21 protein-coding genes and 4 pseudogenes are annotated in these 24017 nt (G+C 66.9%); 9 read left to right on the top strand and 16 right to left on the bottom strand.

Annotation, left to right across the window (positions count from 1 at the left end):
* Positions 1-126: 126 nt before the first annotated feature.
* From AB8998_RS08140 to AB8998_RS08120, 5 genes and pseudogenes are all read right to left on the bottom strand, one after another.
* A complete protein-coding gene (locus AB8998_RS08140; RefSeq protein ID WP_369737400.1) occupies positions 127-1347 on the bottom strand; it encodes a hypothetical protein in 1221 nt (406 codons plus the stop codon).
* 443 nt (positions 1348-1790) lie between these two features.
* A pseudogene (locus AB8998_RS08135) lies at positions 1791-3516 on the bottom strand (DUF3556 domain-containing protein).
* An 83-nt stretch (positions 3517-3599) separates the two neighbouring features.
* A complete protein-coding gene (locus AB8998_RS08130) occupies positions 3600-5111 on the bottom strand; it encodes an MmgE/PrpD family protein (RefSeq protein ID WP_369741474.1) in 1512 nt (503 codons plus the stop codon).
* Between the two features lie 467 nt (positions 5112-5578).
* Complete coding sequence (locus tag AB8998_RS08125; RefSeq protein WP_369737399.1) at positions 5579-7264, bottom strand: IS1634 family transposase; 1686 nt, start codon at positions 7262-7264, stop codon at positions 5579-5581.
* A gap of 133 nt (positions 7265-7397) precedes the next feature.
* Positions 7398-7907, bottom strand: coding sequence for a DoxX family protein (locus AB8998_RS08120; RefSeq protein WP_369737398.1), 510 nt, complete (start codon positions 7905-7907; stop codon positions 7398-7400).
* Between the two features lie 220 nt (positions 7908-8127).
* Between AB8998_RS08120 and AB8998_RS08115 the strand changes: the two genes are divergently transcribed.
* Together AB8998_RS08115 and AB8998_RS08110 are read left to right on the top strand one after the other, a co-directional pair.
* Entirely contained in the window at positions 8128-9747 is a 1620-nt protein-coding gene (locus tag AB8998_RS08115; RefSeq protein ID WP_369737397.1) for a pyruvate, phosphate dikinase, read from the top strand.
* Positions 9748-10251: 504 nt separating this feature from the next.
* Entirely contained in the window at positions 10252-10857 is a 606-nt protein-coding gene (locus AB8998_RS08110) for a MarR family transcriptional regulator (protein ID WP_369741473.1), read from the top strand.
* A 26-nt stretch (positions 10858-10883) separates the two neighbouring features.
* Here AB8998_RS08110 and AB8998_RS08105 read toward each other — a convergent pair.
* Positions 10884-12109 (bottom strand): annotated as a pseudogene (locus tag AB8998_RS08105) (WS/DGAT domain-containing protein).
* Positions 12110-12128: 19 nt separating this feature from the next.
* Positions 12129-13034 (bottom strand): alpha/beta fold hydrolase, encoded by a 906-nt coding sequence (locus AB8998_RS08100; protein WP_369737396.1) that lies wholly within the window; start codon positions 13032-13034, stop codon positions 12129-12131.
* Between the two features lie 494 nt (positions 13035-13528).
* On the opposite strand from AB8998_RS08100, the gene AB8998_RS08095 reads away from it, so the two are divergent.
* Complete coding sequence (locus tag AB8998_RS08095; RefSeq protein WP_369737395.1) at positions 13529-14401, top strand: alpha/beta fold hydrolase; 873 nt, start codon at positions 13529-13531, stop codon at positions 14399-14401.
* On the opposite strand, the gene gnd is transcribed toward AB8998_RS08095, so the two are convergent.
* Both gnd and AB8998_RS08085 read right to left on the bottom strand, forming a co-directional pair.
* Positions 14394-15416 carry a phosphogluconate dehydrogenase (NAD(+)-dependent, decarboxylating) gene (gnd, locus tag AB8998_RS08090; protein ID WP_369737394.1) on the bottom strand — a complete coding sequence of 341 codons (1023 nt, stop codon included), beginning with the start codon at positions 15414-15416 and terminating at the stop codon, positions 14394-14396. The genes AB8998_RS08095 and gnd overlap by 8 nt on opposite strands.
* A gap of 13 nt (positions 15417-15429) precedes the next feature.
* On the bottom strand, positions 15430-16839 hold the full coding sequence (locus AB8998_RS08085; RefSeq protein ID WP_369737393.1) for a glucose-6-phosphate dehydrogenase: 1410 nt from the start codon (positions 16837-16839) through the stop codon (positions 15430-15432).
* Positions 16840-16970: 131 nt separating this feature from the next.
* On the opposite strand from AB8998_RS08085, the gene AB8998_RS08080 reads away from it, so the two are divergent.
* A complete protein-coding gene (locus AB8998_RS08080) occupies positions 16971-17795 on the top strand; it encodes an adenylate/guanylate cyclase domain-containing protein (RefSeq protein WP_369737392.1) in 825 nt (274 codons plus the stop codon).
* Here AB8998_RS08080 and AB8998_RS08075 read toward each other — a convergent pair.
* Positions 17759-17956 (bottom strand): annotated as a pseudogene (locus AB8998_RS08075) (hypothetical protein); the annotation flags it as partial. The gene AB8998_RS08080 and the pseudogene AB8998_RS08075 sit on opposite strands and share 37 nt — an antisense overlap.
* Positions 17957-18159: 203 nt before the next feature.
* On the opposite strand from AB8998_RS08075, the gene AB8998_RS08070 reads away from it, so the two are divergent.
* Positions 18160-18858 (top strand): guanylate cyclase, encoded by a 699-nt coding sequence (locus AB8998_RS08070; RefSeq protein ID WP_369737391.1) that lies wholly within the window; start codon positions 18160-18162, stop codon positions 18856-18858.
* A gap of 325 nt (positions 18859-19183) precedes the next feature.
* Here the strand turns inward: AB8998_RS08070 and AB8998_RS08065 are convergent, their stop codons facing one another.
* Positions 19184-19690 (bottom strand): peptidoglycan endopeptidase, encoded by a 507-nt coding sequence (locus AB8998_RS08065; protein ID WP_369737389.1) that lies wholly within the window; start codon positions 19688-19690, stop codon positions 19184-19186.
* 210 nt (positions 19691-19900) lie between these two features.
* Here AB8998_RS08065 and AB8998_RS08060 point away from each other — a divergent pair.
* The 3 genes and pseudogenes from AB8998_RS08060 to AB8998_RS08050 all read left to right on the top strand — a co-directional run.
* Positions 19901-20160 (top strand): annotated as a pseudogene (locus AB8998_RS08060) (hypothetical protein); the annotation flags it as partial.
* Between the two features lie 44 nt (positions 20161-20204).
* Positions 20205-20813: a TetR family transcriptional regulator gene (locus tag AB8998_RS08055; RefSeq protein ID WP_369737388.1), complete on the top strand. Its 609-nt coding sequence runs from the start codon at positions 20205-20207 to the stop codon at positions 20811-20813.
* On the top strand, positions 20810-21634 hold the full coding sequence (locus AB8998_RS08050; RefSeq protein ID WP_369737387.1) for a hypothetical protein: 825 nt from the start codon (positions 20810-20812) through the stop codon (positions 21632-21634). The genes AB8998_RS08055 and AB8998_RS08050 overlap by 4 nt, the downstream gene beginning before the upstream one ends.
* A 13-nt stretch (positions 21635-21647) precedes the next feature.
* Here the strand turns inward: AB8998_RS08050 and AB8998_RS08045 are convergent, their stop codons facing one another.
* Positions 21648-22046 carry a VOC family protein gene (locus tag AB8998_RS08045; protein ID WP_369737386.1) on the bottom strand — a complete coding sequence of 133 codons (399 nt, stop codon included), beginning with the start codon at positions 22044-22046 and terminating at the stop codon, positions 21648-21650.
* Positions 22047-22253: 207 nt separating this feature from the next.
* Between AB8998_RS08045 and AB8998_RS08040 the strand changes: the two genes are divergently transcribed.
* Complete coding sequence (locus AB8998_RS08040) at positions 22254-22643, top strand: DUF732 domain-containing protein (RefSeq protein WP_369737385.1); 390 nt, start codon at positions 22254-22256, stop codon at positions 22641-22643.
* Positions 22644-22742: 99 nt separating this feature from the next.
* On the opposite strand, the gene AB8998_RS08035 is transcribed toward AB8998_RS08040, so the two are convergent.
* From AB8998_RS08035 to AB8998_RS08020, 4 genes are all read right to left on the bottom strand, one after another.
* Entirely contained in the window at positions 22743-23006 is a 264-nt protein-coding gene (locus tag AB8998_RS08035; protein WP_369737384.1) for a type II toxin-antitoxin system RelE family toxin, read from the bottom strand.
* Positions 23003-23287 carry a type II toxin-antitoxin system Phd/YefM family antitoxin gene (locus AB8998_RS08030; protein WP_369737383.1) on the bottom strand — a complete coding sequence of 95 codons (285 nt, stop codon included), beginning with the start codon at positions 23285-23287 and terminating at the stop codon, positions 23003-23005. The genes AB8998_RS08035 and AB8998_RS08030 overlap by 4 nt, the downstream gene beginning before the upstream one ends.
* Positions 23288-23381: 94 nt before the next feature.
* Positions 23382-23750 carry a type II toxin-antitoxin system VapC family toxin gene (locus AB8998_RS08025; protein ID WP_369737382.1) on the bottom strand — a complete coding sequence of 123 codons (369 nt, stop codon included), beginning with the start codon at positions 23748-23750 and terminating at the stop codon, positions 23382-23384.
* Positions 23747-23944 (bottom strand): type II toxin-antitoxin system VapB family antitoxin, encoded by a 198-nt coding sequence (locus tag AB8998_RS08020; protein ID WP_144952320.1) that lies wholly within the window; start codon positions 23942-23944, stop codon positions 23747-23749. Before AB8998_RS08020 ends, AB8998_RS08025 begins: the two co-directional genes overlap by 4 nt.
* Positions 23945-24017 lie beyond the last annotated feature (73 nt).

The following is a 24017-nucleotide window of genomic DNA, read 5'->3' as shown; positions in this document are numbered from 1 at the left end:
CGGCCACTGCGAATACAGTGCGGTTTTCACCGAAATCGCCTACGCGGCAACGGATTCGGCAAAAGCCGAGCGGCCAGTCTTCCCGCGGGTGGCGCCCGCGGGAAGACTGGCCACACCGACGGCAACTCAGAGCAGCGACGAGAGCAGATCCAGCGCGATGGTGCTCAGGTTGGGCGCCAGGTCGGCGGCCAGCATCGAGCCGATGTCCGTGACCGCGGCCGGGTCGAAGGCCATCGACAACGCGGCCGGGTCGAACGCGGCGCTGAACGCGGCGGGATCGAACGCGGCGACGGGATCGAAAGCCGCGGGAGCCACCCCGAAGTAAGATTCCAGCCCGCCGAACAACAGGGTGCCCAGCTGGTCGAGAACCCCACCCCAGGTGGCCGCCGTTCCCCCACTCGGTATCAGCGATTTCGCGAAGGCCTGGGGGATCTCGTTGACCAGCTGATCGAGCAGTCCGCCTGTTTGCAGGTAACCCACGTCAAACGGGCCTGTTGATCCGTTGAGATAACCGCCCACGCTAAGGGCGGGCACGTTCAGCAGGTCGACGAACGCGGTGCCGTACTGCCCGGCGTTGTAGGCGTCCAGCGCCAACTGCAGTCCGTTTGCGGCCCCCTGTGCCTGCGCAAAAATCGTGCCATTGAAGTCGAGCAAGAGCTCCAAAACGGTGTTGGACAAGTTTTGACTGACCGTGGTCGACAGATTCGTCAACATCTCACCGGGAATATCGGCGATATTCACCAGCGGAGTGGCAAGCGGAAGCAGGTCCAACGTCAAGTTGCTGTTGAACGTGCTCACCGAGGACGCGATGTCCCCGGCCTGGATGCCGTCGATCAGCGTGTTGATCTGCGGCGGCAACGTCTGGGTCAGCAGGTCGTAGACACCGTTGCCCAGCGTCTGCAAGTTGCTGCCCAAAGTGTCGGCGAAGCCGATCTGGTTGCTGGCCACCTGCGCCAGCACCGGGAACGGGTCGGCAAGCCAGGTGTCGGCGATGCTCTGCAGGTTGGAGCCCGCCGTCTCAAACACGTTCAGCCACTCCACGATCGGGTTGACCGCCGGCGGAATCGAGGCCGCCGCACTGGCCAAGCCGCTCATGTCCAGCGAGCCCGGCAGCGCGGTGCCCACGTTGGCGGCGAAGTCGCCGACATCGGCGACCACCGAGTCGGTGAGCCGCACCGCGCGCTCCTGGATGTCGTTGACGATGGTCGGGGTGAGCGGGTTGACCGCGATGAGGCTGGCACCCATCATCGCGACGCCGGCGGCCAGATACGGCCGCATGCGGGTCGACGAGCCCGCCGGCGACCAGGCTGCCACGCCCTGTCGATCGGCAGTTGAGGTTATTGTCATGACTACTCCTTTGCTGGGTGTGGAGTATGGCGCGCGTCACAGCGCTGTGACGGATGTTACCTGAGAGTAGTATTACGGGCAAGTCACGTGTGAAATAACGATTTGGGAGCGCGTCGAGCTGCGATAACCCCCGGATCAGCAATTCGAGGCGAGCGGCCGGATCGCATATATCACCGGATAGCAAACTACCGGAGTCGTCTACGTCACAGCGCGTTCAGGATCGGACAGCCTCCTGTCCGTTTGCTACGGTACGACATGCGGCCCGGTGTGAGCGCGGCCTAAGCCGTCGTGACGTTTGCCGTCTGCGAGTTCTCGGCGGGGCGGGCTACCACCGACGGCGCCGCGTGGACCAAAGGGCGCGTAGCGGGCAAACGCCTGTGCCCGTGCCGCCGGGTACCCACTCGGAAACAGCCCAGCGCCTCACGTCCCGTGAGTGACAGCGCTCACCCGGTCGCGTGCACGTGGACCGGAACGTCGTCGGCCCAGGGCTGACGAGTCACCATGTCGGCGACCTTGACTAACCCGCGCTCGAACTCACCGGTCGCCGCGTCGACCAGGCGATACTGCTGGGTCTGCTTGTGGATCGGCTGCGCGTCGAGCAGGACGACGCGCACCTCCCCCGGCTCGAAGTGACAACGCTGCTGCAGGGCGGCGATCAGCTGCTCGTTGTGCATGTGGCCGTCGCCGAAGTTCCAGCCGATGGCCGTGCTGCAGATCCGCTCGCCGTCGGTGATGACGTAGTCGTCCTCGTTCTGGCCGGCCATGGCGCGGTGGGCAAGGGTGAACAGCGCCCGACCGTGAGTGTTGAAGCCGCGGAAGGCATATCCCATGTAAATCGGAATCTGCGCCGCCTCCGGGCTGCCGTAGAAGCGCTCCAGCTGGGCCTGCGGCATGCTGGCGATCGCCACGATGCCCCGGGTGATCTTGTCGTTCGCCGATCCTTTGATGCACCACAGCGTGGTGTCCCAGTTGCCGGCGTAGTACCGCATGCCCGGCAGAAACGAGATCTTACGGGGAAACAGGTTGCCCAGGACGACGGTGCCCGCGACGAGGATGAACAGGATCGCCACCGGCACCGGGTGTCTGACGTCGCTCAGCCCGATGCCCGCGTGCGCGACGAACAGCGACAGCACCCCGAAGATCATGAACACGTTCCATTCCAGCGGCACCCCCATCGGGATCGACACCAGGATGCCCAGGTGGAAGCACACCATCGATCGCGGCCACCATGGTCGGCTTGCCGCCGTGGGAGAAGAACAGCACCAGCGGCACCAGCATCTCGACGGCCGTGCTCAGGTGCGCGAGCCAGCGCGATAGCCAGCCGGGCCGCAGGTCGTCCGGGAATTTCTCGAAGAAGCGGCGTTTCAGCCAGCGGGGCCGCACCAGCGGGTTGTTCGACATCATCGTCGAGATCACGAACGGGAAGTGCTTGTTGAGCTTGGAGGTCGCCGCGCCCATCCAGATCACCAGGAACACCAGCTTGGCGGCCACGATCATGTCGATCCCGCCGAACAGGAAGGTCACCGCCAGGCTGCCGTAGACCTCGCCGCGGGCGGCCAGGAAGATCACCTTGTCGCGCAGGCCGAGCACGCCGAGCAGCAGCAGGATCAGCACGATCTCCCACGTCGGCAGCAGGCCGACCGTGGTGCCCAGTTCCGGCACGGGGCCGGTGCCGTCGGAGAGCAGTGCCCCCAGCGTCACCACCAGCAGCAGCCCGTAGAGCCCCACGTCGATCGGCGTGCGCTTGGTGCCCCTGGTCCAGGGAACCCGGTCCGGCCACGGGGGCAGGCGGATGGTGCCGAAGCGCATCCAGTACAGGATCGAGCCCATCGGCGGGAAGAACCTGTTGTTGAGCGGCCCGAACCCGCAGCCCAGGCCGACCACCTCGAACAACATCGTGTAGAGGACGACCTTCTCGAACACGATCGGCTCCGACCACCACGACCCGACGCCGGTGAACCCGTGGATGCCGTTCGTGGCCAACGCGAAAAGCCATCCGAAGAGGATGTAGAGCAGTATTTTCGCCACGTAGAACAGGTGTAGGACGACGGGCGTCCCGAACCCGACCTCGGCCCAGTGCCGGGCCATCGGACGGATTTTCTCGCTGCGGGTGCCCTTGCTCCATTCGGCCATGTCGATTTGCGGCAGGTCGGGCTTGAGGAATCCCATGGTTTCACAGACTAGAACGTGTTCTAGTCTGATGCGTTGATCTTCGGGTCAGAGTTTCCTGCTCGAGTGGGAGCCCAGGGCGGCTATCCGAAGATCCCCGGCGGTGTCGCGGGTGCGGCTTGCAGCACCCGCGGATCGATCACGACGTTCAAAGCATGCAGATCCGCGGCCCGCAGATCGGCCAGGGAGTCCACCGCGGACAAGAACCTTCGCTGCTCGGCGGCTCCCACGACGCCGCCGGCGAGTTCGGCGAACTTCGCTATGTACTCCCGGCGGCCGAATGGCCGGGCGCCCAGTGGATGCGCGTCGGCCACGGCCAGTTCGTCGACGATCACCTCGCCGTCGGCCAGGCGCACCTCCGCCCGCGCGCCGAAGGCCTTCTCGGCCGGATCGGTCGAGTGGTAGCGGCGGGTCCACTCCGGATCCTCGACGGTGGAGATCTTGCGCCACAGGTCCACGGTGTCGGGCCGGTGAGCGCGCCCGGGCGCGTAGGAGCGCTCGTGGTGCCAGCTGCCGTCCTGCAGCGCGACCGCGAAAATATAAGGCAGCGAGTGGTCGAGCGTTTCCCGCGACGCGTCCGGGTCGAACTTCTGCGGGTCCCCGGAACCGGTCCCGATCACCACATGGGTGTGGTGGCTGGTGTGCAACACGATCGCCTCGATCCGATCGAGTCCGCCCTCCGACGCCGCAAGGCGCGCGCGCAACCGCCGCGCCAGGTCGATCGGCGCCTGGCTCTGGTACTCCGCCGAATACTCCTTGGTATAGCTGTCGAGGATGGCGAGCTTGGGCTCGCCAGGAGCGGGCAGCGGCACCCGGTATTCGCGGTCCGGCCCGCCGAGCAGCCGGGCGATGACGCCGTCCTCGCCCTCCCAGATCGGCGCCGGCGATCCCTCACCGCGCATCGCGCGGTCGACCGCTTCGATGGCGACCTTTCCAGCGTGCGCCGGCGCGAAGGCCTTCCAGCTCGAGATCAGGCCTTTGCGCGACTGGCGAGTACTAGTGGTCAGGTGCACGGCCTGCCCGATCGCCTGATAGATGGTTTCGGTGTCCAGCCGCAGCATGGCCCCGATCCCCGCCGCCACCGCGGGCCCCAGATGGGCGACATGGTCGATCTTGTGCTCGTGCAAGCAGATTCCGCGCGCCAGGTCGATGTGGATTTCGTAGGCGGTGGCCACACCGCGGATCAGGTCGGCACCGCACACGCCGATTTGCTGCGCAACGGCCACCAGCGGGGGGATGTTGTCGCCCGGGTGGGCATACTCGGCGGCCAGAAAGGTGTCGTGAAAGTCCAACTCGCGCACCGCAACCCCGTTGGCCCATGCCGCCCAGTCGGCCGAGTAGGCGCCGTCCACGCCGAACACGGCTGCCCCGTGCGCGACGCGATGGGCCAGCGCCTGCCGGCGGGCCACGGTCACCGGCCGGCGCAGCACCGCCGCGGCGCTGACCGCGGCGTTGTCGATGATCCGGTTTGCCACCATCGCCGCGACGTCCGGCTCGATGGGGACCGGGTCGGTCGCGACGTCGGCGATCCTGGCCGCCAGGTGATCGGCGCGCGGGAACTCCTCGGCGCTGCGCCGCGCCCGTACCGCATGCATCAACACAACCCGACACTAGCCACCCGACCACCCGGCGGCGATGTGGTTGCTAGCCGTCGGGTGGCGCCGAGCCGCTCCGGGTGGGCGCCGCATACGAATTGGCGTGTCTCGCCGCCGATCGTTCGCGCAGGGCGGGGGCCTGCTCCCGGGCTTCTCGTGCGCTCCGGATCGTGGTGGCGACCTGGGATCGCGCGAAGGCGCACCGCGCCGCCCGGGCGCGGCGGTGGGCCTTCTGGCAGCACGCATTACAGCAGTACCGTGCGTCGGCACGAGCATAGAACTCGCTGCCGCACAACCAGCAGGTCTGCCGCAAAGCGGCCATAACCAGCAACGTTAGGCCTATCTGCGGTGCTGCGCTAGCGGGAGTTTCCGGCCTTCGTTGATCGACGGCCTGATTTGCCCTGGTGGGGTTGGGTTTTTGGGCAGGGTTGGTGTATTACCCAAGTCGTTGTGTTGGGCGTTGTTGGTCAGCGGGTGGGTGCGTATTGGTGGATTGCGAACAGGTCGGCGAGTCGCTGTTGGGTGGGGCTGGTGTCGGTGAGCATGCGCTGCACGCGGGGCCGTCCCTTGCTGCCGTCGTGGTAAATCAACACGGTCTCTTGGATGCCGGAGAGTTCGTCGAGTAGTTCGCGTACCGACAGGTGCAGCCCGGCGTGCTCGGTCTGGCGGCGCATCAGGTGGGCGACGGCCAGGGCGAGCACGCAGTAGAACACGTGCACCCGGATCTTGGAGTCGGTCCAGTGGTGCATCGGGCTGAACGAGACTACGTGGGGGTCTTTGAGTTGGCGGAACCCGAATTCGGCGTCGGATTGCGATCGGTAGGCGGCCACCACGTCGGGTACCGGCCAGTCGCGGTTGGTGAATAGGATGCGCTTGCCGAACAGCCGTTCTTGCAGGCGCTTTCGGGCCTTGGTGTCGGTGCGCCAGGACAGCCTCAATTGGGCGGGCGTGTCGCCGGTGAGGGTGGTGGTGATGATGTCGGCGACCCAGCGGGGTTTGAGGATCGCGGTGATCTCGGCCTGGACCTGGTCGCGGTCGCGGCGGGTGCGGCCGCGCGCGAGGCGGGCGGCCAGCTCGGCCAGGCGGCGCCGGGCCTTGGCCAGGGTCTGGTCCAGGCCGCGGGATTGTTTGGCCGCCAGGTTCGCCGAGTGGGTGAGTACCGCTCGGCGGGTGACGCCGAGCGCGGTGACGGTGGTGTCGACATAGCGCAGCTCGGGGTAGCGGTCGTCGTCCACGGGCCGGTAGTCCCGGGTCGGGATCTGCAGCAGTTCGGGGTGATCGCTGGGCGGCAGCGAACCGACGAACCCGATCCCGTGCGCCTCCACTACCGCATGGTTGTCGCTGCTGTTTTGCCCGGCGTCATAGACCACGGTCAGCGACTCCACGTGCTCGACCAGGTCCCGGTAGCGGGTGAGCAGTTCGTCGACGACGGTGCTGAACTGGGTGACATCGGGCCGGTCCCCGGGATAGGGGTGGCTGATCACGGGCACCCCGCCGTCGCGGGTGACGACCAGGGCCAGCCCGACCAACCGCAGATCGGTGCGTTTCTGCTTGGCCTTGCCCCGCTGCGCGATCGGCGCGCGGTCATTGCCGGTGTCGATGAAGGTAGCGAAGTTGGTCATGTCCAACGCCAGCCCGGTCAAATCCAGCCCGAACTCGGTCACCATCCGCCGTCCCAGCCGGGTCTCGATCTCACGCAGTTCGGTCTGGCCCAGGCGGTCCATCGCGTCCCAGAACCGGCGATGATCCAGCGCGGCCCGGTCCAGCTTCACCCACCGTGACCCGGCCGTGGTGGCCCACCAGTCAGCGAAGCCACGCTTGGAACATGGGTCGACAATCCGGTTCGCGCACGCCAGGGCCACATAGGTGCCCACCGGTGCGGCCGCGTTCGCGTACCGGGGCGCCACGTCGTTGACGATGCCGGCCACATCCAGCCGGGCCAGCATCGACCACACCGCAGCCAGATCCCCGAACTGCTTGTGCTGGCTACGGATCGGCTGCCCGGCCGGCGTCGCCGACAGCTTCGCCATCACCTCCTCCGCGCTGCCCAAATACTGCTGCGAAACGATGCGCGGCTTACCTTGCACGCGGGCCGATTCCACCAGGTAGTAATAGGTCTGCTTGCCGCGCCGCTTACCCACGATCGACGCCATATATGGGTAATACACTCCAGCCCCACAAACATCAAGCACCACAACGCAAGACACGCCGATCAGCTACAAAGGCTGGAAACTCCCGCTAGCGCGCGGCCGCGAGTGGCCGGAAAGCTTGCGGGACGGCGAGCCGTCAGCCCGCCTGTTTCGCCGGCGGGCGGTAGAAGATCAGCAACTGACCGAACGCTCCGGCCAGGCCGAGCACCACCGAGATCAGCAGGCCCTGCCAACCGTCGAACCAGTTCTTGCCGAAGATCAGCCAGTCCAGGCTCAGCCTGCCCGCCCCCAGCGTGGCGACCGCGACCGCGCTGACGGCCAGGACCAGGTTGTACTCCCAGCCCTCCTTGACGATGAAGAAGCCGTTGGCGCGGTGCACGGTCCAGGCAGCGACGAACATCAGCGACACGAAGCCCGCCGCGGGAATCGGCGTCAACAGCCCCGCGGCCAGGCCCAACCCGGCGGCCATCTCGGTGGTCGCGGCCACGGTGGCGTGGAACTTACCGGGCTTCATGCCGATGCTTTCGAACCAGCGCGCGGTGCCGGGGATGCGGCCACCGCCGAAGAACTTGTTGTAGCCGTGCGCGGCCATTGTCACGCCCAACACCAGCCGCAGGATCAGTAAGCCGACGTAGTAGGGAGTCATAGGTGCAAACCTAGAGCATTTGGTCGCTCGGTTGACAGGAGCGCCGGGAGATTGAGCCGGGCGATTCGGCGACGACCGCATGGGCGGCGACACACCGTGCTGAAACCCCGCCGTCTTGACGAGGCGCTCCCCGCGGCCATTCGCACGTTGCCACCTCCGACATCGGACTCGTGAAACGATAAGCGGACGACTTGTGGTCGGCCGGAAGGAGTGGGCAGGAATGGACGGTGCTACGCCGTTTGAGCATCCGCCCGTCGTCTCCCTCGACGGCACGGCAGCCCTGCCGCGAGATATCCTCGGCGACAAGGGCTACGGCATCAACGTCATGCGGCGCGAGGGCCTACCCGTGCCCCCGGCGTTCTGCATCACCACAGAGGTGTGTGCGCGCTACTTCGACGAACCCGACTCGACCGCCGACGCCATTCGCGACGACGTACGCGCCCAGCTGTGCCGGCTGGAAGCGGAGACCTCGCGGACCTTCGGGGCCGGCCCGCGGCCGTTGTTGGTGAGCGTCCGCAGCGGCGCAGCCCTGTCCATGCCCGGCATGTTGGACACCGTGCTCGACCTGGGCATCGACGACGCCGTCGAGTCGGCCCTCGCCGAGCTGCATAGCCCCGAGTTCGCCGTCGACACCCGCCGGCGCTTCCGCCACATGTATCGGCGCATCGTCCTCGCTGGCGCCGACAGCGAGGTACCTGACGACCCCTTCGCCCAGTTGGACGGCGCCATCGGTGCGGTCTTCAGATCCTGGAATGTACCCCGCGCCGTCGCCTACCGAAAGCACCGCGGGTTCAGTGAGGTCGGTGGCACGGCCGTGGTAGTGCAAGCCATGGTCTTCGGCAACGTCGATCCGAAATCGGGTAGCGGAGTGTTGTTCTCGCGAAACCCGCTGACCGGCGCAGGCGAACCATTCGGCGAATGGCTGCCTAACGGTCAGGGCGAGGACGTCGTCTCCGGCACCTTCGACGTGCAGCCGGTGACCGCGCTGCGCGACGAGCAACCGGCGATCTACGAAGAATTACTCAGAGCCGCCGGCACGCTCGAGCGCATCGCCGCCGATGTGCAGGACATCGAGTTCACCGTCGAACAGGGCAAGCTGTGGCTGTTGCAGACCCGGGTGGCCATGCGGTCGGCGCAGGCCGCGGTGCGCTTGGCGTTGGCGCTGCGCACCGAGGGCTTGATCGACGATCTAGAAACGCTGCGCCGCATCGACCCTGCGCAGCTCGAGACGCTGTTGCGGCCCTCGCTACAACCCGAGACCCGTTTGGCTGCACCGCTTCTGGCTAAGGGCCTGCCCGCCTGCCCCGGAGTTGCGTCTGGCACGGCCTACGAAGACGTCGACGAGGCGATCGACGCGGCCGAGGCCGGCAAGGACGTGATCCTGGTGCGCCCCTGCACCAGTCCCGACGACATTCGCGGCATGATGGCGGCGCGGGGCATCGTCACCGAAACGGGCGGCGCGACCAGTCACGCGGCTGTGGTGTCGCGCGAACTGCATCGGCCCTCGGTCGTCGGGTGCGGGACCGGAATCACCCGGGCTCTGGCCGGCAAGCAGATCACGATCGACGGCGCCGAGGGCGAAGTCCGCGAGGGCACCCTCGAACTGACGGCGTGGTCCGAGGACGACACCCCTGACCTGGCTGAGCTCGCAACGATCGCACGCCGGCACAGCCCGCTGGTCGCGCACGCTGCCGGGGATCACCCGGCGATCGACGACAACACCGAAGCAGGCGTCCACGCCGCTTTGGACGCGGGCCTGACCGACGTTGTCTCGCCGCATCCGCTGGTCACCATGCTGATCGCCGCGCGTCTGCAGGCGCGCGAAATCGCGGGGCGATGAGGGACCGGCTCCCCGGGGCGGACGACGACGCCACAGGCTCTGACGGCTCGGGCTCCGCCGAAATGCCCCCGGATTCGGTGCCGCTTGTTTCGCCATGGGGGCGTCAGCATCTGCTGCCATGTCTGCTCCCTGCTCGATCGCCCGACCAGATAGGTCTTTCGATACCGTGCCGTCCGGCCCGACATAGCGCCGGTTGCGGGATCGTACGCGGCCATCACAACGTCGTCATGCATATCCGGGTACCGACGAGACCGGACCGCTGCTAACCGCATCCCATCCATGAACCAACGTGGCATTCCAGCAGCGGATTTGACTGGCCGACGAGATACGCCTATCGCCTCCTCCGCCGGTCAGCGAGGCGACAAGCCTGGTCCGGCAACGGTCCTGACTATGATCGGTGCTTGCAATGCATCTGAAGCAATTAGCGTCGGTCACGACGATCGGCCCTGTGACCGAGGACTCTCCTCCCGGTGGCGATCGACGGATCGGCGGAAGGATTCGATGATGATCGAGCTGAAAGTGCTCCAGGCAGTTCGCCTCAAGGGCAGACTCGGCGCAGCCGAGATCGCTGCCACCATCAACGAAGACCCAGCCGCGGTGGCCGAGGCGGTCGGGGTGGCAACGAGAGCGGGCTACCTCGCCGAGGGCAAGGCTCTTCAGCTTTTGCCGGACGGGCGCACCCGACTCGGCGAGCTGCTCGCAGCGGAACGACGGAAAGCAAACCACGCTGCCGTCGAGGCCGCCTACCACGATTTCCGCAGTGTCAATGCCGATTTCAAGGCTCTGGTGACGGACTGGCAGCTCAGAAACGGTGAGCCGAACGCCCACGATGATGGGGAATACGACTCCGCGGTCTTGGCTCGGCTCGCCGATGTGCACGAGCGAGTGATGCCGATTGCCACGGCCGTCGCAGCCGAAGTCCCCCGGCTCGCCGCCTATTCGGACAAACTGGCCGCGGCGTTGGCCAAGGTGCAGTCGGGACAGACCACCTGGCTGACACAGCCGCTCATCGACTCATACCACACCGTGTGGTTCGAATTGCACGAGGAATTGATCCTCGCTGCCGGCCTCACCCGCGAAGGCGAGGCACGCGCCGGCTACGCCCAATAGCTGCTTCCGAAACATCGGGCGAACTGCTACAGCGCCGCGTCGAGCAGTCGCACGTAGGCGTCGATGTCCTCGACGGCCGACTCCGCCGCATGCACGCTGATCGCGATGGTGTCGCCGATGCCGTGCACTCCGTGGGTCAGGCCCATCGCGGGCGACAACGCGGGATAGCCGGCCGTCAGCACCACCCTGGCGCCCCCGAAACTCAGGTCGGCAGCCCCGCGATGCACGCTGGAGACGACTGTGTTGCCGGCCACCTGCGAAGGTCGCACGCCGGGGTCGAACTGCGCCACGCCCCACCGCAGCAGCGGCGGGGGCAGCGCGGCGATCGCCCGGTCGGCGCTGCGGGCGGCCGAGTGGGCGAGGCGACGCCGGCCGTTGGCCAGGTCGGACGCGATCCGTTCGGCGCGGGCATCGCGGCCCAGGTTCGGGTACAGACCCACGACGACGTTGCCGAAGTGGTTGTGTGCTTGTGGGGCACCCGCTTTGGTCATAGGCACTTCGGCCCCCAGCGAATCGGCCGTGCCGCCGAGGAGATCGGACAACGCCGTGGACACCGCCCCCAGCACGCCGACCGTTACCGTGGGACCGGGCAGTTGCGAGCGGTGTCGCACGAACGTGCGCACCGTGCGGGCGCCACCCCGATAGGCGTTGGTGCGCTGCAACGGGCGCGGACCGGCCCCGGGTGCGAGGAGCCCGGCGCGGGTATCGCGGAGCAACCGCCGATGGGTGCGGGCCGCGTCGACGACCCGCCAGGGAAAGCAGGCCGCCGCGGGCCGCGCCACCGCGGGCACCGGAACGTCCCGGCCGAAAAGCCAGGCCGCCATCGCCGCCGCGCGGGCGCCGTCGCCCAACGCGTGCGCGACCTGCAATACCGCGACCGTTCCCGTGCCGGCGACACCGGGGATGCCGAAGACCGGCGTGAACACGTGCAGCCGCCAGGGCATCAGACGAACGTCCAGCTGGGCATCGGCGAGTCCGGCAACGGCCGCCAGACAATCGGCCCAGCAGCCGTCGGGCAGGTCGTGGCGGACCACCCAACGTGCGTCCACGGCCGCCGGCACCCACCGCGGATAAGTCAGCGGATTCCGGTCCTGGATCCGCGTCGCCAAGTCCGGGCAGGCGCGCGCCCGTCGGCACACCCGTTTGACGGCGTGCACCAGGTCCGCGGGCTCGCCGTCGACGCATACAGCAGGAACTGGTCGTTCGGGATCTTGGCCGACATCCAGTAGAACTGCGCATCCACGGCCGTCATCTGCTGGGACGGCATCGGCTCAGCCGGGCGAGCCGATGAACCCGAGCACCAGGCCGGCAACCTTCTCCGGCTGTTCGAGCTGCAGGAAATGTCCGGCGTGTTCGACGATGTCGACCTCGCTGCCGGGGGGCAGCACCTTCTCCACCCACTGGGTGAAAGCCGGTGTCATGCACCCGTCGTCGCGGCCATGCAGGTACAGGCAGGGCAGCACGGGCGCCTCGGTCCACAGCCGGTGCAACTCGGCATACCGGGCCGGCGGCGCGGTGTTGCGGATCGTGGCCCGGTACGTCCCCAGCGCCGCGCGCCAGCTCTCCGGTGTACCGATCGCGGCGTCGACGTGGCGCAGGTCCTCGTTGGGGTTGTAGCCGGGCGACCATCGCCGCCACAGCAACGGCAACACCCAGGAGGCGGAACGCTCGGGCAGCCAAGGCAACTGAAAATAGAAGATGTACCAGCTGCGCAACAGCTGACGCGGCAGCTGGCGAGCCAGCCGGCCCCGCTCGGCCACCCCGCCCGGGCGGCGCAGCGCCGCCGGGGGCGGGACCGACATGATCACGGCCTTGGTGAACGGGCTGTCGGGCATCGCGGCCAGTCCGGTGGCGGCGATGGCGCCCCAGTCGTGGCCGATCACCACGTCGCGATCGGTACCGCCCGCCGCCGAACGCACGCGCAGCGCGTCGTCCATCAGCGCACCGATGTGGAAGCTGCCGTCGGCGGGGAGCGAGGAGGGCGCGTACCCCCGCATGAACGGCGCGACGACACGCCAGCCCGAGCTGGCCAGCCGGGGAGCGATTTTGCGCCAGCCGTAGGGGGTGTCGGGGAAGCCGTGCAGGCACAGCGCGATGGGGGCGTCGGGCGGGCCCCAGGTCAGCGCCTTGAGGTCGGCACCGGGGCCCGGTACGTCGATCCAGCCCGGTTCAGTCATCGCGGACCGCCCTGTCGGCTCGGGCCGTCACCCGACCCTCGCCGGCGATTCGCGTGGCCCGCTCGCGCACTCCCTCAGCCTCGTCCGCCATGTTCACTCCCTGTTCGGCGTATCCGCACGGACCAACCTAGCCCGTGTGCGTCCGAAGCGCACCGGCCTCCACCCTTTCCCGCCAAAGGCCAACCGCGGCAGAGACTGCCGCGGTTGTTTGTCCGCCTGTCTCCGCTTGCCGCCACCGGTCCCGGTCTCGTCTTGTTCTCGGCGCTGAACAGGAACGACACCAACGGGACGCCCGCCGGCCAAGCCCGGAACCCAGGCCAGATGGCCGCAGCCCAGGCGCGTCCACCAATAGCGTTGCACCGCAACGCTCAAACCGGCCCAAAGCGAGCACCCCGCGTCACACTCGACCGGCGCGGTCAGAATGCACGTGGCCGCGCCGGCTTTTGCCGTGGCCCCTGCTCGGGCTGCTCAAGCCGCCTGGGTAACGTCAGGGCATGAACGCCGCGAGCAGCAACCCCCAGACCGTCGAGTTTTCCGGTGTCGACGGGATCAGCCTGGTCGCCGACGAATGGAACCGCGGCGCCGCCGCGTCCGATCACCCGACCATCCTCATGCTGCATGGCGGTGGCCAGAATCGGTTCTCCTGGAAGAACACCGGCCAGGTTCTGGCCGACGGCGGATTCCACGTCGTCGCCCTCGACGCCCGTGGCCACGGTGACAGCGATCGCGCCCCCGAAGCCGATTATGCGGTCGAGACGTTGACCGCCGACGTCATGCACGTCCTCGACGCGATCGGCCGCCCGGTGACGATCATCGGGGCCAGCATGGGTGGGTTGACCGGGATTCTCGCCGCTCACCGCGCCGGCCCCGACCGGGTCACCCAACTGGTTCTGGTCGACGTGGTACCCCGATTCGAGAAGGGTGGAAGCGCCCGCATCCGCGACTTCATGATGGGCAACCTCGACGGGTTCGACACGCTGGATCAGGCCGCCGATGCCGTCGCCGAATACCTGCCCTACCGCACCAAACCGCGCAACCCGGAGGGTCTGAAGAAGAACCTGCGCCTGCGCGACGGTCGCTGGTATTGGCACTGGGACCCCGCGTTCATGACCAAGCCCGGAGACGACCCCGAACTGCGCACCGAGAAATTCGAGCACGCCGCGACGAACCTGACGATTCCGATTCTGTTGATTCGCGGGAAACTGTCCGACGTCGTCAGTCCCGAAGGCGTCCAACACTTCCTGACGACGGTGCCGCAGGCGGAATTCGTCGAACTGTCCAACGCGGGGCACACCGCCGCCGGCGACGACAATGACGCGTTCAGCGAGGCCGTGGTGACGTTCGTCCGGCGGCGACCGCTCAGTTAGCGGGTTTTTCCGCGTGTCCGCCGAACTGCTTGCGCATCGCCGACAGGGCCTTGTTGGCGAAGTCGTCGAGGTGACGTGAGGCGAAACGGGACTGCAGCGCGGTCGTGAGCACCGGTGTCGGAACGCCTTCGTCGATCGCCGCGATCGAGGTCCACCGGCCTTCCCCCGAATCGGAGACGCGCCCGGAGAACTCCTCGAGGCTCGGCGACTCGTGCAGCGCGATCGCGGTCAGGTCCAGCAACCAGGACCCAATGACGCTGCCGCGGCGCCAGACCTCGGCGACCTCGGCGATGTCCAAGTCATATTGGTAGAACTCGGGATTCGACAGCGGCGCGGTTTCGGCGTCACCCTGCTGCACGTGCTTGCCGATGTCGGCGTTGCGCAGCACGTTGAGCCCCTCGGCCAGCGAGGCCATCATCCCGTACTCGATGCCGTTGTGCACCATCTTGACGAAGTGTCCGGCCCCGGACGGCCCGCAATGCAGGTAACCCCTCTCCGATTGCGCAATCTCGCCGTCACGGCCCGGTGTGCGTTCCGCCGCCTCGACCCCGGGAGCCACGGTGGCGAAGATCGGCTCGGCGTGGTCGAACGCCTCCCGGTCCCCGCCGATCATCAGGCAGTAGCCGCGCTCGCGGCCCCACACGCCGCCGCTGGTCCCGCAGTCGAGCAGCCGAATTCCGCTCTCGGACAAGGTTTTCGCGTGGCGGATGTCGTCGCGGTAATAGGAGTTGCCGCCGTCGATCACGATGTCGCCGGAGTCCAGCGTCTTGGCCAGCTCCTCGATGACTCCGGTGGTGATGGTTCCGGCCGGCACCATCACCCAGACGACACGCGGGGCGCTCAGCTTCTCGACGAGCTCTTTGACCGAGGACACCCCGGTCGTGTTGTCCTCACCGGCCATGGCTTTGACCGCGTCGGCGTTGTGGTCGTAGACCACGCATTCGTGGCCGTCGGCGACGAGGCGGCGCACGATGTTGGCGCCCATGCGGCCCAGTCCGATCATCCCCAGCTGCATTGCTGCTGTCTCCTTACTGTGCCGCGTTCGCGCCGCGAGGAAGCCACGGCGATTGCCAATTACGGTGACCGCGAAGCAGCGTGTGTGCGGCCTCGGGCCCCCAGGAACCCTGGTCGTAGAGGTGGATCCGGCCCGGCTTGTCGAGTAGCGGCTGCACGATGCGCCACGTTTCTTCGATCGCGTCTTCCCTGGCGAAAAGCTCGCGGTCGCCGGTCAACCCGGCATACAGCAAACGCTCGTAGGGGCGCACGGCCTCACCGAGGTCCACGGCGAACGACGAGTCCAGGTGAACGTCCTGCCACGAGCTGCCGACCTGTGCGGACAGCTGCAGCCGCAGCCCCGGGTCGGGGTCGATACGCAGCACGACCTGGTTGGGAGCCGGCGGCCGGCGGTTGGGAAGGAAGGAGTAACCGGGCACGTGGTGCAAGAACATCCGCACCTCGGTGACCCTTTCCGGCAGCGCCTTGCCGGCACGCAAGAAGATGGGCACCCCGGCCCAGCGCCAGTTGTCGATCTCGGTGCGCAGCGCGATGTAGGTCTCGGTGCGCGAATTCTTGGCCACTCCGGGTACGTCGGTGTAACCCCGGTACTGGCCCCGCACGCAAAGTTGCGGGTCCAGGGCCGGCATGGCGCGAAACACCTCCGCCTTCTTGTCGTTGAGGTCGTCGGCGGAGGGCCCGACCGGGGGCCCCATGGCGACCAGCGCGAGCACCTGCAGCAGATGGTTTTGGACCACGTCGCGCAGCGCGCCCACCGCGTCGTAGAACTTGCCGCGGTCCGCGACGCCGAAGTCCTCGGCCATAGTGACGTGGATCTCCGAGATGCTCTCGCGGTCCCACAGCTTGGCCAGACTCTTGTTGGCAAAGCGCAGGTACTGCAGCTCCTCGACGGGTTGCTTGCCCAGGAAGTGGTCGACCCGCAGGATCTGGTCCTCGTCGAGCACCGCACGCAGCCGGGCGTTGAGGTCGCGCGCGGAGGCCAGATCGTGACCGAACGGCTTCTCCACGGCGACGCGAGCGTTCTCCAGGAGGTTCACCTTGGCGAGGTTCTCGACGATCGGCGCGAACAACGCCGGCGGCATCTCCAGGTAGAAGAGCGCACGGCGGTCCGCGCCGATCTGATCGGCCAGCCGCGTGTAGAGCTTCCCGTCGACGACGTCGCCGTGCAGGTAGGAGAACCGGCCCGCCAGGCGGTCGAACACCCCCGCGTCGAAATCCTCGCCGGACGCCTTGATGGCGTCCCGCGCCCGCTCGACCAACTGGTCCACCGAGATATCGTCGCTGGCCACACCGATGATCGGGCAGTCGAGCAGGTTTCGGCGCTCGATCCGGTACAACGCCCGAAACGTCATCTTGCGGGCCAGATCCCCGGTGATTCCGAAAATGACGAGCAGGTCAGAGGGGATATCGTCGCCGTCGGCCAAGCCGCACCTCCCGAAAGTCACCCGATCGGCTTACTTGACAAGCATTACCCCACGACGGCCGGGATCAACACTAGACACTATGCCGGGACCCGACAAACCGGAGCCGCGACGGCTTTTGGGAGGATGCTGATGTGGCTAACGTGCTGCCCATCGCCGCCTGCGTGCTGGCCGGATTTGCCGTAGCCGAAGCCGTTGCGCTGGTCGTCCTGGGGCGGCTGCTGTACCGAAGTCGCCGCGAGATCGAGGAACTGCGGGACCGAACCGATACGCGAGGTTGGCTGCTGTCGAGCGGCCGCGAGGCCGTCAAGACCGTGTGGCAAACCGCAAACCTGATCAACAAGGAGGGCTTCGGCGGCGCACTGCGCAGCTCGATCGAGGACCTCGCCGATTGGGCCGAGGTCGAGCGGCCCGACCTGGCGCGCGTCACCCCGGACGGCCGGGTGGTGATCCTGTTCTCCGACATCGAGGAATCCACCGCGCTCAACGAGCGCATCGGCGACCGGGCGTGGGTCAAGCTCATCAGCGCGCACGACAAACTCGTCTCAGGCCTCGTGCGACGGCACTCCGGGCATGTGGTCAAGAGCCAGGGCGACGGGTTCATGATCGCCTTCTCGCGCCCCGAACACGCGGTGCGGTGTGGCGTCGACGTGCAACGCGCGTTGTGCACAGCGTCAAAACGCAAGCACCACGATGCGATTCGCGTTCGGATCGGCATCCACATGGGACGCTCCGTGCGTCGCGGTGACGACCTGTTCGGGCGCAACGTCGCCATGGCGGCGCGGGTCGCGGCCCAGGCCGTCGGCGGGGAGATCCTGGTCAGCGAAAAGGTGCGCGACGCCGTCGACGGCCGCCCCGACTGTCAGGGCATCGGGTTCGACGACGGCCGCGACGTCGAATTGAAGGGATTTTCGGGGACTTTCCGCCTGTTCGCCGTCGAAGCGGACGTCTCGGATTGACCACCCTCCGCCTCGGATTCGGCCAGTCGCTGGTGCAGACGCGCCCGCACCTCGTCGGCGGTGTAGGCGCGTCGCCTGCGTTGATCGCGCGCGACCAGCGCTCCCCCGGCGACCACGCCGGCGGCACCAGCCAACCCGACCCACTTCCAGACGCTGCGCATGCGCCCAGGCTATCGCCGGTCGTGGTTAACTTGTTTGCCCATCGACCACCAGACACGGCAACGGCATCGGCCCCGAGAGCCAATGGACACACCTCGCGCGAGAAGATCGCCGTCATCGGCACACAATGCCTGCAATCTGCCCGTGGACCGGGGGCATCGGTGATCTGTCCGGCGGTTTCGGCCACGAACGGGATAACGCGACCATGCTGACACTGGATTGGGCACTCCACGAAACCCGGACCGGCGACATCTGGTTGTTCCGCGGCGGTTCACGACCCGACCGGGCAATCCAGACCCTGACCAACAGCCCGGTCAACCACGTCGGCATGACTGTCGCCATCGACGACCTACCGCCCCTGATCTGGCATGCCGAACTGGGCGACAGGCTGGTCGACATGTGGGCGGGCACCAACCACCGCGGCGTTCAGCTCAATGACCTGAAACAGGCCGTCGAGCAGTGGACACAGCGCTACCGCCAACGCTGTTGGCTGCGTCAGCTGACGCCATACGCCAGCCGCGAGCAGGAGGACAAACTGCTGCGCGTCATCGCGCGAATGGACGGCACCGCATTCCCGACGACCGCCCGGCTGACCGGCCGGTGGTTGCGGGGGCGGCTCCCGACCGCCGCCGACTGGGTGCGGGGGATCCCGTGGGCGGACCGCAAGGTTCGAGAGTCAACGCAACGACGCAAAGCGCGCCAACACGTCGGCCTGGAGACCGCCTACTGCGCGGAGACGGTGGCGATCACCTACGAGGAAATGGGTCTGCTCGTCACGGACAAGAAGGCGAATTGGTTTGATCCGGGCTCGTTTTGGAGCGGTGACACCCTGCCGTTGGCAGCCGGCTATCGACTCGGCGACGAGATCGCGGTCAGCCTGGGCGGAGCCGTCACCACCGACTAGGAAAGCCAACCGGCCTCCTGCGCGCACCGAGTCGGCGGCCGCGCACTGCTGGCACTTGTGGTGCTGGCGACGGGCGCAGCCCACCCGGCGACCTGCATGCTGTCGGCAGCGTCGTCGCGCAGCCCTCGGCCAGGCGGCACGCCCGCGCATCAATCGATATTCGGGTGTGGCCGGAATAGCAAATTGTTTTCTAAACTTGACCGGAACGTGAGAATATCGAAGCATTGGCGTTGCGCAGTCGGCTGTCCGTATTCCCTGGCACGGTGTCAATCGTCCGCAGGATCCTGAAATCACGGCCATTGATACGCGCTTATGAATTCGAAATTCAGGGTCCGGGTGGCGGTGATTCCTCAGGCGGTGGAGCGACCATATCCGGAGCCGCGTCATCGACCGGAACGGCCGGTGCGTCAGGCGGCGGGGGCGGTGCGTCGGGCGGCGGGGGCGGCGTCCCCGCGTCGTCCGGAGGAATGGGCAAAAACATGTGATGGGTGAATCCGGACTGGTAAGCGCCCTGGCCACCGACATGCACCCCACCGCGCTCACCACTGGACACCGCGGTGCCGTCGGGCAGCGTCACGGCGGTGTGGCCACTGTTCCAGCCGATCACCACGGCGTCGGGGGCAGTCCCATAGTGAAATCCGCGCGCCAACAATGCGGCTTCCTCGTTACCGGTGTCGAAGCGATTCCCGAAGACCGGCCGATCGGCTGCCGCATTCGCGATCCAGGATGCCAACCCGGAACAGTCGGTACCCGCCGGAGAATCCCCACCTGAAATATAGGGTGTCCCGGAAACCTGATTGACAAGAGATATCAACGTGGCAAGAACTACCATGGGCAGGCACGTTAGCAATTACATTCATTGCGCGCCAAAATTTGTGGCGCAGGTCATCCGCGTGGTGGATAATGGCTTTCGTCTCACATTCAGCAAATCGCGGCTGACAAACTTGCATTTCCCGCCGATTCACCCCTCCCCCGGGAGTTGCCACATGGTTGCAGCGTCGACGAGTCAAGACCTCTGCGGATTTGCCCTCGAGTTGCTCAGGCGCAACTGGTGGGGGCGACGGCGGCGCTGGCTCTCGGTAGCGAGGCGGTGCTGGGCGAGTTCGTCGGGTCACCGCTGCGCTACCGCGCCGGTCGGGTCGGCGACTTCTTCCGGCTCGAGGGCCACCCGGCATCCGCCGGGCGGTCGGCCGGGTAGTGCACCCGCAGACTGCCGAGAGTCAGCAGCCGATCGGCGCGAGCTTGCGAGCGTCGTTGAAGTTCTTGTCGACGGCGGCCACCGCGCCTAATCGCATTCATTGACGGCCGTCATTGACGTCCGTCAACGACGGTCGTACTGTGCCTTCATGGGGTCGCCACGACCGTCCGCCGTCGCCGAATCGCCGAGCCGCGGCGTGCGGGAAGCCCGACGGCTCGAGACGCGAGCCCGCCTGCTGCACGCCGCGCTGGCCGAGATCGCGCGGCGCGGACTGGGCGGCGCCGACGTCAGCGCCATCGCCGCCGCGGCCGGTGTCGTGCGGGGGACGTTCTACTTCCACTTCCCGACGAAAGAGCACGTCCTCATCGAGATCGAACGCGACGAGGAGACCCGCATCGCCGGCGAACTCGACCGCGCCGAGGGCGATCTGGCGTCGGTGCTTTCGCAACTGGTGCGGCACGTACTCGAGGCCCGACGGCGGCTGGGCGCGGTCGTCTTCAGCGACATGCTGGGACTGCATTTCTCCTCGACGCGTCCGCTCGAAGACGAAATGGAACAGCACCCGCTCGCACAGTTCCTGGTGCGCGCGATCCGGCAGGCGCAAGACGCCGGACAAGTCGCACCGGCCGCCGACGCCGGGGAACTCGCGACGTTCTTCCTCACCGGTCTGTTCGCGCTGCTGTCCACCGGAGCGCACGACGCCGCGCTGTTGAGCCGTTACGTGACAACGATCGTCAAAGGAATGGAGAAGCGATGAACGGCACGGGCATTCAGGGCTACCGGGAATTCCTGGCCCGGCGTGACGGCGACGCCGACCTCCTCAACAGGCGCCTGGCGAATCGAGAGCAATTCTTCGACGACATCGAAGCGAACCCCGTCCGCTCGGCCCACCCCGCTGACCGGCAGACCTTTCTTCGCAACCTGCGCCGCCGCCGGCCCGAACCCGGCCTGGACAGGAAAATGCTGTTCCTGCTGGCCACTGCCAAACTCAATCAGGCCGAACGCTTCGGCGTGGGACTCGGCGAGACCTACGGCCGCAACAGCGACGAGAACCTGCCGCCCGAGAACGTCTATCTCGAACTGGAAGAGCATTATCACACCCGGCTGCTGGCATACGTCCTGGACGTGTTCGACCTGACGTTCCAGGTTGTCCCCCCGCCTTTCGTGATGCGACAGTTCGTCAAGGCGGCCGTGTTCATGCCCGACCGGCTCAACTTCACGTTCGTCGGAGCCGCCGAGATGGCCGGCTGCGTCATGTTCGACGAACTGCGCCGCGTCGGCGCCGAACTGTTCGCCGACGAACCCGCTGTCGCCGCGCGCATCGAACTGCTCTACAGCGAGATCCTCACCGACGAGATCGGCCACGTCGGTTACTGCGCATCACGTTGCAGCTCCGCGGAGCGGGCATTGATGCGCCGGATCTACCCGTTCATCGGGCGACTGTTCGCGCGGCAAACCGCTGAAATCAGCCTGCTGGTCGATCCGAAGGCTTTGCACGCACGGCTCGACCGGCCCTTCAAGGTCGACGAACTCACCGCAGGACTGGGCAACGAGACGTACCTGGTGACTCACCCCTAGGGGTGCCGGGTGCTCACGCGCCGAACTTGACGCGAGCCTCGTCCGTCACCGGGGCGAACAGGTTGACCAGGTTTCCGTCTGGGTCGCGGAACAGCAAAGCCCGGTTGCCCCACGGCATCGTCGTCGGCTCGGTCACGGCCCCACCGACATGCCCACGCAGCCGCTCCCACTCGGCGTCCACATCCTCGACGATGAACTCGATGATCACGCTTCGGTTGGCGGCCGGTTGGGCCGATCCGGCCCCGAACATGGGTACGGTCCTGTCACTTCCGATGGCCAACGTGCCGACCGGCGTCGGAACCTCGGCGAACAGTTCGTTCGCCCAGACCGCGGCGGTTTCGGTGACCAACTCGTAGAAGGCGACGAGCCGCTGCACGTCGGCGGTGATGATGCGGGTCGAAACGAATTTCATGCGGCCTCCTGCGGGAATCCGGCGCGCCGCCTCCTGCAGCGCTCGGGCGACGATGCTAGGCAGACCCTCCGACAACGGGACTTCTTCTCGATCACGCGAAACTCGCCGCCGGGCGCGCGCGGTGGCAGCTAAAATCTTTGGAGATCACGTCGTTACTCCCCAGTCCCAGCCACCGGACGCCGCGGAATTCGACTCGAGGAGGGTGTCATGGTGGTACGAGCCATCGCGTTGCTGGTCGTTTCCCTCGGATTCGCCGCGCCGGCCCGTGCGGACGCCACCGACGACGCATTCATCGCCAACCTCAACACCTCCGGCATGAACTACGGCGCACCCGAGAAAGCCATCCAGGTCGCCAAGACCGTCGTCTGCGCCACCCTCGGCAGCAACCCCGACACCAGCAACGCGGACCTGGTCACCAAGGTCACCGACGCCACCCACTGGCCAGCGCTCAACGCCGCCTACTTCACGGGGGCCGCGATCCAGGCCTATTGCCCCCAGTACGGCTCCCTCGCCGTCCCCGCCCTCCCCAAGAGGGGCCCCAACGCCCCCAGCCCGGCTCCGTCGGCGCCCCCGGAACCGAAAGTCGAATCGGCGTGAGCGCTCAGCACTCCCCGACGACTGCCGGCCCTGCGCACGAACGTCCCCCACGCTGGACGCGCCCGCTCTACACGTGAACCTGAACTCGACCACGTCGCGTCATCGGTAGACGTCGCGGCGATGCGCGATGTGGATCACCCGGACGACGACTCTGTCGTCGAAAACCTGGTAGAGCAACCGAAATTCGCCTCGCCGCGCCGAGAACCGGCCCTCCAGCCGGCCGCGGAGCGGCTTACCCACCTGATGGGGATTCTCGGCCAGCGGGCCTCTGATGAACTCCCAGCAGGCGACGGCGACCGCTTCGGGCAACAACTCGAGCAGCGCCCTTTTCGCGGTCTTCGTCAATTCGATGCGGTAGCTCACCGCGGCAGCCGACCAGCGGCGCGCATCTCCGCTGTTACCTCCTCGAGCGAGAAGATGTCACCGTTTTCAGCCTCGGCTTCGGCCTCCCGGACATCGCGCATGAGTTCCTGATCGCTGAGGATCGCCAAGGTCTCCATGATCGAGTCGAAGTCATCCGCACTCAGGATCACCGCGGCCCGGCGTCCCTGTCGAGTCACCTCGATCCGCTGGTGCGTGCGCACCGCTTCCTCGACGAGCCTGGACAGGTTTGCCCGTACCTCGGCGAGCGGCAGCGTTGTCATGTACAGAATTCTAGCTTGATCGCGCGGTTCGTCCCGGTCTGCCGGCGGCTACACGGTGAACCGGAACTCGATCACGCCGCGTCGCCGAATAACGTCAAGCATCGAACAACGCGACGCCCACATCGGCCGACGCGGCCTTCAACCGCCTGTCTCTCGTCCAGAGCCGCGCCCCTCCGACCATGGTGACCGCCGCCATGAGATGAACGTCGACTGCACTCAGGCCACGCCCCCAGAGCGCGCGTCGATCAGTGAAGTGGAGGATTTCGTAGTGGTGGACAGTCGGGAACTGGCGCAGATTCGCGAGCAGGTCGAGCACCACATCCCGCTGCGAGATCGACCCGAGCGCGATTTCCTCGATGACCAACGGGTGACAGCCGACTCCATCGGCCTCCAGCAACTCGACCAGTCTCGACTCCGCCGCGTGGAGGTGATCGATCCACACTGCGGTGTCGACCAGGATCATTCAGTCACACCACGCCGCCGGGGACCGGCCGTCGCCTCGCGATCCGTTCCGCCGAGCGCGGCAAGACGGCGAGCGCTTTCCACTCGGATCAGCGTCTGCAACCCTTGGCGCAGCAGCGCGACGTTTTCATGCACGCCGGTCAACTCGGCAGCCTTGGCCAGTAAATCATCGTCGATTGTGACGGTTGTCCTCACAGCACACCCCTACGCGCATCATTGATGCATATCATGATGCCACGATTTCCGGTGTCACCACCAAGACGTTGAG

The sequence above is a fragment of the Mycobacterium sp. HUMS_12744610 genome, assembly GCF_041206865.1.
In the GTDB taxonomy this organism is placed as follows: Bacteria; Actinomycetota; Actinomycetes; order Mycobacteriales; family Mycobacteriaceae; genus Mycobacterium; species Mycobacterium servetii.
The sequence above is the reverse complement of the archived record's forward strand: the minus strand, read 5'-3'. Positions and strand labels throughout refer to the sequence as shown.

Excerpts from the sequence above, each read along its gene's own strand:
- AB8998_RS08120 (WP_369737398.1), bottom strand. The coding sequence starts at position 7,907 with ATGACTCCCTACTACGTCGGCTTACTGATCCTGCGGCTGGTGTTGGGC.
- AB8998_RS08040 (WP_369737385.1), top strand. The coding sequence starts at position 22,254 with ATGGTGGTACGAGCCATCGCGTTGCTGGTCGTTTCCCTCGGATTCGCC.
- AB8998_RS08045 (WP_369737386.1), bottom strand. The coding sequence starts at position 22,046 with ATGAAATTCGTTTCGACCCGCATCATCACCGCCGACGTGCAGCGGCTC.
- AB8998_RS08140 (WP_369737400.1), bottom strand. The coding sequence starts at position 1,347 with ATGACAATAACCTCAACTGCCGATCGACAGGGCGTGGCAGCCTGGTCG.
- AB8998_RS08115 (WP_369737397.1), top strand. The coding sequence starts at position 8,128 with ATGGACGGTGCTACGCCGTTTGAGCATCCGCCCGTCGTCTCCCTCGAC.
- AB8998_RS08050 (WP_369737387.1), top strand. The coding sequence starts at position 20,810 with ATGAACGGCACGGGCATTCAGGGCTACCGGGAATTCCTGGCCCGGCGT.
- AB8998_RS08055 (WP_369737388.1), top strand. The coding sequence starts at position 20,205 with ATGGGGTCGCCACGACCGTCCGCCGTCGCCGAATCGCCGAGCCGCGGC.
- AB8998_RS08025 (WP_369737382.1), bottom strand. The coding sequence starts at position 23,750 with ATGATCCTGGTCGACACCGCAGTGTGGATCGATCACCTCCACGCGGCG.
- gnd (WP_369737394.1), bottom strand. The coding sequence starts at position 15,416 with ATGCAGCTGGGGATGATCGGACTGGGCCGCATGGGCGCCAACATCGTG.
- AB8998_RS08030 (WP_369737383.1), bottom strand. The coding sequence starts at position 23,287 with ATGACAACGCTGCCGCTCGCCGAGGTACGGGCAAACCTGTCCAGGCTC.
- AB8998_RS08095 (WP_369737395.1), top strand. The coding sequence starts at position 13,529 with ATGAACGCCGCGAGCAGCAACCCCCAGACCGTCGAGTTTTCCGGTGTC.
- AB8998_RS08130 (WP_369741474.1), bottom strand. The coding sequence starts at position 5,111 with ATGCATGCGGTACGGGCGCGGCGCAGCGCCGAGGAGTTCCCGCGCGCC.
- AB8998_RS08100 (WP_369737396.1), bottom strand. The coding sequence starts at position 13,034 with ATGACTGAACCGGGCTGGATCGACGTACCGGGCCCCGGTGCCGACCTC.
- AB8998_RS08110 (WP_369741473.1), top strand. The coding sequence starts at position 10,252 with ATGATCGAGCTGAAAGTGCTCCAGGCAGTTCGCCTCAAGGGCAGACTC.
- AB8998_RS08065 (WP_369737389.1), bottom strand. The coding sequence starts at position 19,690 with ATGGTAGTTCTTGCCACGTTGATATCTCTTGTCAATCAGGTTTCCGGG.
- AB8998_RS08070 (WP_369737391.1), top strand. The coding sequence starts at position 18,160 with ATGCTGACACTGGATTGGGCACTCCACGAAACCCGGACCGGCGACATC.
- AB8998_RS08125 (WP_369737399.1), bottom strand. The coding sequence starts at position 7,264 with ATGGCGTCGATCGTGGGTAAGCGGCGCGGCAAGCAGACCTATTACTAC.